The 8,147-nt window shown below is 72.1% G+C and carries 6 protein-coding genes, 1 tRNA gene and 1 pseudogene; 6 read left to right on the top strand and 2 right to left on the bottom strand.

From position 1 onward, the window contains the following. Positions 1–436, bottom strand: a pseudogene (locus tag Csp2054_RS17455) (hypothetical protein); the annotation flags it as partial. A gap of 156 nt (positions 437–592) precedes the next feature. On the opposite strand from Csp2054_RS17455, the gene Csp2054_RS17450 reads away from it, so the two are divergent. The 5 genes from Csp2054_RS17450 to Csp2054_RS17430 all read left to right on the top strand — a co-directional run bounded on the left by Csp2054_RS17450 (position 593) and on the right by Csp2054_RS17430 (position 4,186). Then, positions 593–1,276 (top strand): response regulator transcription factor, encoded by a 684-nt coding sequence (locus Csp2054_RS17450; protein WP_255252806.1) that lies wholly within the window; start codon positions 593–595, stop codon positions 1,274–1,276. Next, complete coding sequence (locus Csp2054_RS17445; RefSeq protein WP_096900822.1) at positions 1,273–2,850, top strand: sensor histidine kinase; 1,578 nt, start codon at positions 1,273–1,275, stop codon at positions 2,848–2,850. The genes Csp2054_RS17450 and Csp2054_RS17445 overlap by 4 nt, the downstream gene beginning before the upstream one ends. Positions 2,851–2,859: 9 nt before the next feature. Then, positions 2,860–2,940 (top strand) — tRNA-Leu (locus Csp2054_RS17440). A 36-nt stretch (positions 2,941–2,976) separates the two neighbouring features. After that, a complete protein-coding gene (locus Csp2054_RS17435; protein ID WP_096900821.1) occupies positions 2,977–3,582 on the top strand; it encodes an ANTAR domain-containing response regulator in 606 nt (201 codons plus the stop codon). A 133-nt stretch (positions 3,583–3,715) separates the two neighbouring features. Further along, positions 3,716–4,186, top strand: coding sequence for a GNAT family N-acetyltransferase (locus tag Csp2054_RS17430; RefSeq protein ID WP_096900820.1), 471 nt, complete (start codon positions 3,716–3,718; stop codon positions 4,184–4,186). 56 nt (positions 4,187–4,242) lie between these two features. On the opposite strand, the gene Csp2054_RS17425 is transcribed toward Csp2054_RS17430, so the two are convergent. Beyond that, entirely contained in the window at positions 4,243–4,611 is a 369-nt protein-coding gene (locus Csp2054_RS17425) for a PaaI family thioesterase (RefSeq protein ID WP_096900824.1), read from the bottom strand. Between the two features lie 101 nt (positions 4,612–4,712). Here Csp2054_RS17425 and polA point away from each other — a divergent pair, with 101 nt between their 5' ends. Further along, the gene (gene polA / locus Csp2054_RS17420) at positions 4,713–7,382 is read left to right on the top strand and encodes a DNA polymerase I (protein ID WP_096900819.1); all 2,670 of its coding nucleotides are present in this window, start codon (positions 4,713–4,715) and stop codon (positions 7,380–7,382) included. The last annotated feature ends 765 nt before the right edge of the window (positions 7,383–8,147 follow it).

The raw sequence follows: 8,147 nt of genomic DNA, 5'->3' as shown, positions 1-8,147 counted from the left end.
GGGTGGGTGCCTTGCCGTCCTTCGGCGGGGTGGGTGCCTTGCCGTCCTTCGGCGGGGTGGGTGCCTTGCCGTCCTTCGGCGGGGTGGGTGCCTTCCCGTCCTTCGGCGGGGTCGGGGCCTTCCCGTCGGCGAGCGGACCGGCCGTGCAGCCCGGTGCCGCTGCCCCGGGTGCTGCCGGACCGGCCTCCGCACCCGACTTCGGACCTGCCTTCGGACCTGCCTTCGGCCCTGCCGTCGGCGCGCCCGAGGGTGCTCCGCTCGGCGCTCCGGAGGGCGCCCCGCTCGGCGCGCCCGTCGCTGAGCTCGGCGCTCCCGGTGCCGCCATCGCCGCGGTGACGCCGACGCCCCCGAGGACCAGCACGGCCGCTGCGGCCGAGCCGATCCCGAGCGCTCGCAGCGTCCGGCGGCGGCGGCGGGGTTCCTGGTCGTTCTGCATGGTGTCTCCTGTTCGTCTGTCGTCCGACCGGGCGGTCGGTGACGGGGACGACGCTCGGATCCGAATCTGAAGCAGGACTGAAGCACCAGCGCAGCACAGGTGTTCTCCAGGTCGTTCCATGCTCCGTGCTGGCAGAGCCGACCTACGGTGTCCGCCGTGAACGCAGCAGCTCGCATCCTGGTCGTGGAGGACGACGACTCCCTCCGCACCGCCGTCACGACGACCCTCCGCGCGGAGGGCTTCCTCGTGGCAGCGGTCCCCGACGGCCGTTCGGTGGTGGAGGACCTCGACCGCACCGCCCCCGACCTGGTCCTGCTCGACTGGATGCTGCCCGGACCGAGCGGCATCCTGCTCGCCGCGCGCGTCCGGACCCGGTCGGACGCCGCCGTCGTCATGATGACCGCCCGCGACGAGCTCGACGACCGGCTCCGCGGGTTCGCCGAGGGTGCAGACGACTACGTCGTGAAGCCGTTCGCGATGGCCGAGCTCGTCGCCCGGGTCACGGCCGTGCTCCGACGGCGGGGACGCGTCCCGTCGGTCATCGAGGTGGGAGACCTCGTGCTCGACCCGGACGGCGCCACGGTCCGCCGTGCCGGGGTGCTGCTCGACCTCACCGCGACGGAGTTCCGGCTGCTGCGGTTCCTCGCCGAGAGCCGGGGACGCACCGTGTCGAAGGGGCAGATCACCACGCAGGTGTGGGGCTACGAGGACGTCGCACCGAACCTGGTCGAGGTGCACCTCAGCGCGCTCCGGCGGAAGATGGAGGCGCACGGTCCCCGACTCGTGCACACGGTGCGGGGCCTCGGCTACCGGCTGGCCGTCGAGCGGGGTGCCGCGTGAGCCGCGACGGACGGCTCCGGACCACGTCCCTCCGCCTGCGGACCGTCGTGGCGATCCTCGTGCTCCTGGCCGTGTTGCTCGCGGGGCTCGTCGTGGCGGTCGAAGCGGTCCTCGGGGCACGGCTGACCGCGCAGGTGGCCGACCGGCTCCGGGACCGCACCGCCGCGGCCGCCGCACTCGTCGGGGTGGTGGACGCGAACGACCTCGCGGATCGCTTGTCCGCGCAGGGGCTGTCGGTCCGGATCGTCGAGCCCGACGGCGCCGCGGTCGAGGCCGGACCGACGCCGGACCAGCTGCGCAAGGGCCCGCCGGACCCCGGTGGCCTGCCCGGTCCCGGGAAGCGGTCGTCGTCGGCCGGCACGAGCGACACGACCGCCGCCGACGGTGCGACCACCACGGCCTCCGGCTCCGGCTCGGGGACCACGATCGCGTCGTCGACCCTGCACGACGACGACGGCGTGCTGACGCTCCGGTCCGACCTGGAGGACGGCACCAGGATCACCCTCACCGCGGGCACCCGTGACGTGCAGGCCACGCTCGCGCAGCTCGGCTGGGTGATGGGCGGAGCCTCGGCGGCGTTCCTCGGGGTCGCCGTCGTCGGCGTCGTGCTCGTCGCCCGCCGGTCGCTCCGACCGCTCGACGAGCTGACCGCCACCGCGCGGTCGATCGCCGCGGGGGACCGGGGTCGTCGGCTCCGGCCGGCGCGCACCGACACGGAGATCGGGCGGGTCGCCCTGGCGCTCGACGAGATGCTCGACGCGGTCGAGGGGGCCGAGGCGCAGGCCGTCGCCGCCGAGGAACGCGTCCGGTCGTTCCTGTCCGACGCCGCGCACGAGCTCCGCACCCCGGTCGCCGGCGTCCGTGCCGCGGCCGACACCCTCGTGCGGAACGGACCGGACGACCCGGCCACGAACGAGGTCCTCGCCGTCCACGTGGTCCGGCAGGCCGACCGTGCCGCGCGGCTCGTCGACGACATGCTCACCATGGCCCGGCTGGACCGCGGCATCGTGCTCGACCGTCGACCGACCGACCTGACGGCCTGGCTGACGGCCGAGGCCGAGCGGCTGCGGATCCGGCTGCACGGCGTCGACCTGCGCACGGTCGTGCCCGACCACCCCGTCACCGCGGACGTCGACCCCGACCGGCTGGCGCAGGTGCTCGGCAACCTCGTCGACAACGCGGCGCGGGCGACCGGTCGGGTCCGGACGGACGGAGACATCACGGCAGCGGGCAGGAGTGCGGCGGGCACGGTGGAGGTCGCGCTCCGACCCGACGCGGACACCGTCGTCCTGCGCGTGGAGGACGACGGGCCCGGGATCCCCACCGTCGACCGCGAGCGGGTCTTCGACCGGCTCGTGCGGCTCGAGGACGCCCGAGACGCCCACTCGGGCGGGGCAGGGCTCGGCCTGCCGATCGCCAGGGGCATCGCGACGGCCCACGGCGGGTCGCTCCGACACGCGGCCGAAACCGGGGGCGCACCGCGGCTGGGCGGGGCGGCGTTCGAACTGCGGCTGCCCGCGGTCGAGCCGGTGCCGCCCGTGGAGCGTCCCGCCGCCGCGGTGCTGCTAGCCTGATGTCCTTGCGCGAGTGTGGTGGAACGGTAGACACGGGGCACTCAAAATGCTCTGCCTCACGGCGTGCGGGTTCGAATCCCGCCACTCGTACAGCTGGCACTTCCGCGGTCTAGTAGGCTCTCGGACGTGAGTGACTCAGAAGCAACCGCAACCGCACCCCGTCGCGTCGTCGTCGCCGAGGACGAGTCGCTCATCCGCCTGGACATCGTCGAGATCCTGCGCGACAACGGCTTCGACGTGGTGGGTGAAGCGGGCGACGGCGAGACCGCCGTGCAGCTCGCCACGGACCTCCGCCCCGACCTCGTCGTGATGGACGTCAAGATGCCCCAGCTCGACGGCATCTCCGCGGCCGAGAAGCTGTCGAAGAACCACATCGCCCCCGTGGTCCTCCTGACGGCGTTCAGCCAGAAGGACCTCGTCGAGCGTGCGACCGAGGCCGGCGCCCTCGCGTACGTCGTCAAGCCGTTCACCCCGAACGACCTGCTCCCCGCGATCGAGATCGCCCTCTCGCGGCACCAGCAGATCATCACGCTCGAAGCTGAGGTCGCCGACCTGGTCGAGCGGTTCGAGACCCGCAAGCTCGTCGACCGCGCCAAGGGTCTGCTCAACGAGAAGATGGGCCTGACCGAGCCCGAGGCCTTCCGCTGGATCCAGAAGGCGTCGATGGACCGCCGTCTGACCATGCACGACGTCGCCAAGGCGATCATCGAGCAGCTCAGCGCCAAGAAGTAGCGCAGCGTCGCTCGCGCGGAGAGCGCCGTCGGACCCGGTCCGGCGGCGCTCTCCGCGTCTGGCGACGCGGGTTGCGGGACGCCAGGCGCGGGTCGGCCCCGCCGCGGAGCCGACCACCTGGCAGGCTGGCGGCATGGACGACGTGGTGATCCGTGCCTCCCGGCCGACGGACATGGCCGCTGTGGCGGACCTGCGCTGGCGCTGGAGCGTCGAGGAGGGCGGGGCGACGCCCGCCGTCACGCGTGACGAGTACCGCGACGCGATGACGGCGTTCGCGCTCGCGCACCCCGAGTCGCACCGGTGCGTCGTCGCGGAACGCGACGGGCGGGTGCTCGGCATGGCCTGGCTCGCCCTGAACCCGCGGCCGCCCGTCCCGAACCGGCCGCGGGGTCGCGTGGCGGCCGAGCTGCAGACCGTCTACGTGCACCCGGAGTTGCGCGGCGCCGGGGTCGCCGGACTGCTGGTGGACGCGCTGCTCGCCCTCGCGGACGAGCGCGGGGCCGAGCGGGTGGTCGTGCACTCGAGCGTGGTCGGCGAGCGGCTCTACCGGCGGCTCGGCTTCGGTGACGCCCGTCTGCTGCTGCAGCGACCGCCGGAGGACTGACCGGTCAGCGACCGCCGGAGGACTGACCGGTCAGCTACCGCCGGATGATCGACCGGTCAGCGACGCTCGCGGATCATGTTCGTGATCCGCACCGTCGAGCAGCGCCGGCCCTCGTCGTCGGTGAGGACGATCTCGTGCGTGGTGAGGGTGCCGCCGAGGTGGATCGCGGTGCAGGTCCCGGTGACCCGACCGCTCGTCGCGCTGCGGGAGTGCGAGGCGTTCAGCTCGATGCCGACGGCGTACCGGCCCGGTCCGGCGTGGACGTTCGCGGCCATCGAGCCGAGGCTCTCCGCGAGCACGACGTAGGCGCCGCCGTGCAGCAGGCCGACCGGCTGCCGGTTGCCCTCGACGGGGATGCTGCCCACCGCGCGCTCGGCCGTGAGCTCGGTGATGACCATGCCCATCTTCTCGGCGAGCTCGCCCATGCCGCGCTCGGCGAGCCGGCCGTCGACCTCGGTGCTGGTGGTGGCTTCGTCGGTCACGCGCGCAGGGCTCCCGTGTCGGATGGCGTCGGTAGGCTGTCCGGGTGTCGGACTCCGCAAAGCCTACCCTCATGGTCATCGACGGCCACTCCCTCGCGTTCCGGGCGTTCTACGCGCTGCCGGTCGACAGCTTCGTGAACCGCGAGGGGCAGCACACGAACGCCATCCACGGCTTCATCTCGATGCTGCTCATGCTCCTCCAGCGCGAGAAGCCGACCCACCTCGCGGTCGCGTTCGACATCTCCCGGTTCTCGTTCCGAACGCGTGAGTACGAGGACTACAAGGGCACCCGCTCCGAGACGCCGCCCGAGTTCAAGGGGCAGATCCCGCTCCTGCAGCAGGCGCTCGAGGCGATGGGCATCACCACGGTGACGAAGGAGGACTACGAGGCCGACGACATCCTCGCCACCCTCGCCCGCCAGGGTTCCGAGCAGGGGTACCAGGTCTACGTGGTGTCCGGCGACCGCGACTCGATCCAGCTCGTCAACGACGACGTGACGCTGCTGTACCCGTCGGTGCGCGGCGTGTCCGAGCTCACCCGCTACGACCGCGACAAGGTCTACGAGCGGTACGGCATCGAGCCGCACCAGTACCCGGACATCGCGGCGCTCGTCGGCGAGACCAGCGACAACCTCATCGGCATCGACAAGGTCGGCGAGAAGACCGCGGTCAAGTGGATCACGGCGTACGGGTCGCTCGACGGCGTCCTGGAGCACGCCGACGAGATCAAGGGCGTGGTCGGCAACAACCTCCGCGAGCAGAAGGACCGGGCGATCCGCAACCGGAAGCTCAACCGGCTCGTGAACGACGTCGAGCTGCCGGTCGGACCGGCCGACGTCGCGCTCCGCCCGCTCGACGAGCAGGCCGTCCGCGACCTCTTCGCGAAGCTGCAGTTCCGCACCCTGCTCGACCGCGTGTTCAAGGTCGCCGGCACGGGGGAGCCGTCGGAGGCCACCGCGAGCGAGGGCGGCGTCGACGACGGTGCCCCGACCCCGCCGAAGGTCACGACGATCATCGACGAGGAGCTCGGCTACTGGCTCGAGCGCAAGGCGAAGGACGCCGCCAACGGGTTCGGCGTCGCGGTCGAGGTCATCGACGGGCGCCTCAGCGCGATCGGCATCGCCACCCACGACGACGCCGTGCTGGTGCCGGGCGGGAGCGGCGCGAAGGACTACGAGCAGCTCGCCGCGTGGTTCGCCTCGGACGCCCCGAAGCACTTCCACGACGCCAAGACCGCCGTCAAGGTCCTCGCCACGGTCGGGTTCACGGTGAACGGCCTCGCCGGGGACGCCCGGATCATGGGGTGGCTCGCGCAGCCGGGCAAGCAGGGGCAGCCCCTCGCCGACCTCGTCTTCCAGGAGCTCGGCGAAGAGCTCCCCACCGCCGACCCGAACCAGCTCGTGCCCGAGACCGACCCGGTCAACGTCGGGGTGCACGCCTGGTACGTCCTCCGCGTCACCACGGCGATCCGGGCGCGGCTCGACGAGTCCTCGCTCCGGGTGCTCGACGACATCGAGCTGCCGCTCGTGCACGTCCTCGCCGGCATGGAGACGACGGGGGTCGCGATCGACCGGCCGGTGCTCACGAACCTGTCGCACGAGCTGGGGGAGCGCGCGGCCGACCTCGCCCAGCAGGCCTTCGCCGAGATCGGGCACGAGGTCAACCTCGGGTCGCCGAAGCAGCTGCAGGAGGTCCTGTTCACCGAGCTCGCGATGCCGAAGACCCGCAAGACGAAGACCGGCTTCTCGACCGACGCCGCGAGCCTCGCCGACCTGCAGGAGCAGCACCCGCACCCGTTCCTCGGCCTGCTGCTGCAGCACCGCGACGCGACGAAGCTCCGGCAGATCGTGGACACCCTCGACGCCGCGATCGTCGACGGCCGCATCCACACCCGGTACGAGCAGACCGGCAGCAGCACCGGCCGGATCTCGTCGACCGACCCGAACCTGCAGAACATCCCGGTGAAGACCGCCGTCGGTCGCCGCGTCCGGTCGGCGTTCGCGGTGGCCGAGCCCTACACGACGCTCATCACCGCCGACTACTCGCAGATCGAGATGCGGATCATGGCGCACCTCTCCGGCGACCCCGGGCTCATCCAGGCGTTCAACGAGGGCGAGGACCTCCACCGTTTCGTCGGAGCGCGGGTGTTCGGGGTCGAGCCGGCCGACGTCTCCCCGGAGATGCGCACCAAGGTCAAGGCGATGTCGTACGGTCTCGCGTACGGCCTGAGCGCGTTCGGTCTGTCGAAGCAGCTCCGCATCGAGCAGTCCGAGGCCCGCACGCTCATGACCGAGTACTTCGCCCGGTTCGGCGCCGTCCGGGACTACCTCCGGAACGTGGTCGAGCAGGCCCGTGAGGACGGCTACACCGAGACGATCTTCGGACGCCGGCGGCCGTTCCCGGACCTCAAGAGCCCGAACCGGGTCCTGCGGGAGAACGCCGAGCGCGCCGCGCTGAACGCCCCGATCCAGGGCTCCGCAGCCGACATCATGAAGATCGCGATGCTCGGCGTCGCGGCGGACCTGCGTGACGGCGGGCTCGAGTCGCACCTGCTGCTCCAGGTGCACGACGAGCTCATCCTCGAGGTTGCACCCGGTGAGCAGGACCGCGTCGAGGAGATCCTCCGTACCCGCATGGGCGGCGCCGCCGAGCTGAGCGTGCCGCTCGACGTGTCGGTCGGCGTGGGACCGAACTGGGAGGCAGCGGCGCACTGACGGCCGCGGGTCGCGGTCGAACCGCGGGACGGGCGCGGCCCGCTCAGCGGTGACGCGCCAGCATCACGCGGGCCGCGCCGACCGAGCCTGCGAGGGCGGACGGTGCCAGCTGCACCGTGCCTCCCGTCCGTCTCGGACTGCGTCCGCGATCGTCGCTGCCCGGGCGTGGGGGCGACCACGGGGGGTGCGGGCGAGCACGTGCGAACCGGCCGATCACGCGCGTGCTGGCCGGCCAAGAGCGTTCGTTCCCATCGCGTCCGACCTGGGTTGCCGATTCGCTCGTAGGAGGCCGGTTCGCTCGTAGGAGGTCGGAACGAACGACTTCCCACGAGCGATCCGGTCAACCATGAGCGTTCTGGCCGACAACGGGCGTTCCGGTCAACCACGAGCGTTCTTTCCCATCGCGTCCGCCCTGGGAAGCCGATTCGCTCGTAGGAGGTCGGAACGAACGACTTCCTACGAGCGATCCGGTCAACCATGAGCGATCCGGTCGATCACGAGCGTTCGGGCCGACCGTGAGCGTTCGGGCCGACCACGAGCGATCCGGTCAACCACGCGCGTTCTTTCCCATCGCGTCCGACCTGGTGAGCCGATTCGCTCGTAGGAGGTCGGAACGAACGACTTCCTACGAGCGATCCGGTCAACCATGAGCGGATCGGCCGACCACGAGCGGATCGGCCGACCACGAGCGGATCGGCCGACCACGAGCGGATCGGCCGACCACGAGCGAATCGGCCACCCGCCCCGCCCCACCCCACCCACCGC

Source organism: Curtobacterium sp. 'Ferrero' (assembly GCF_002412165.1).
In the GTDB taxonomy this organism is placed as follows: Bacteria; Actinomycetota; Actinomycetes; order Actinomycetales; family Microbacteriaceae; genus Curtobacterium.
The sequence above is the reverse complement of the archived record's forward strand: the minus strand, read 5'-3'. Positions and strand labels throughout refer to the sequence as shown.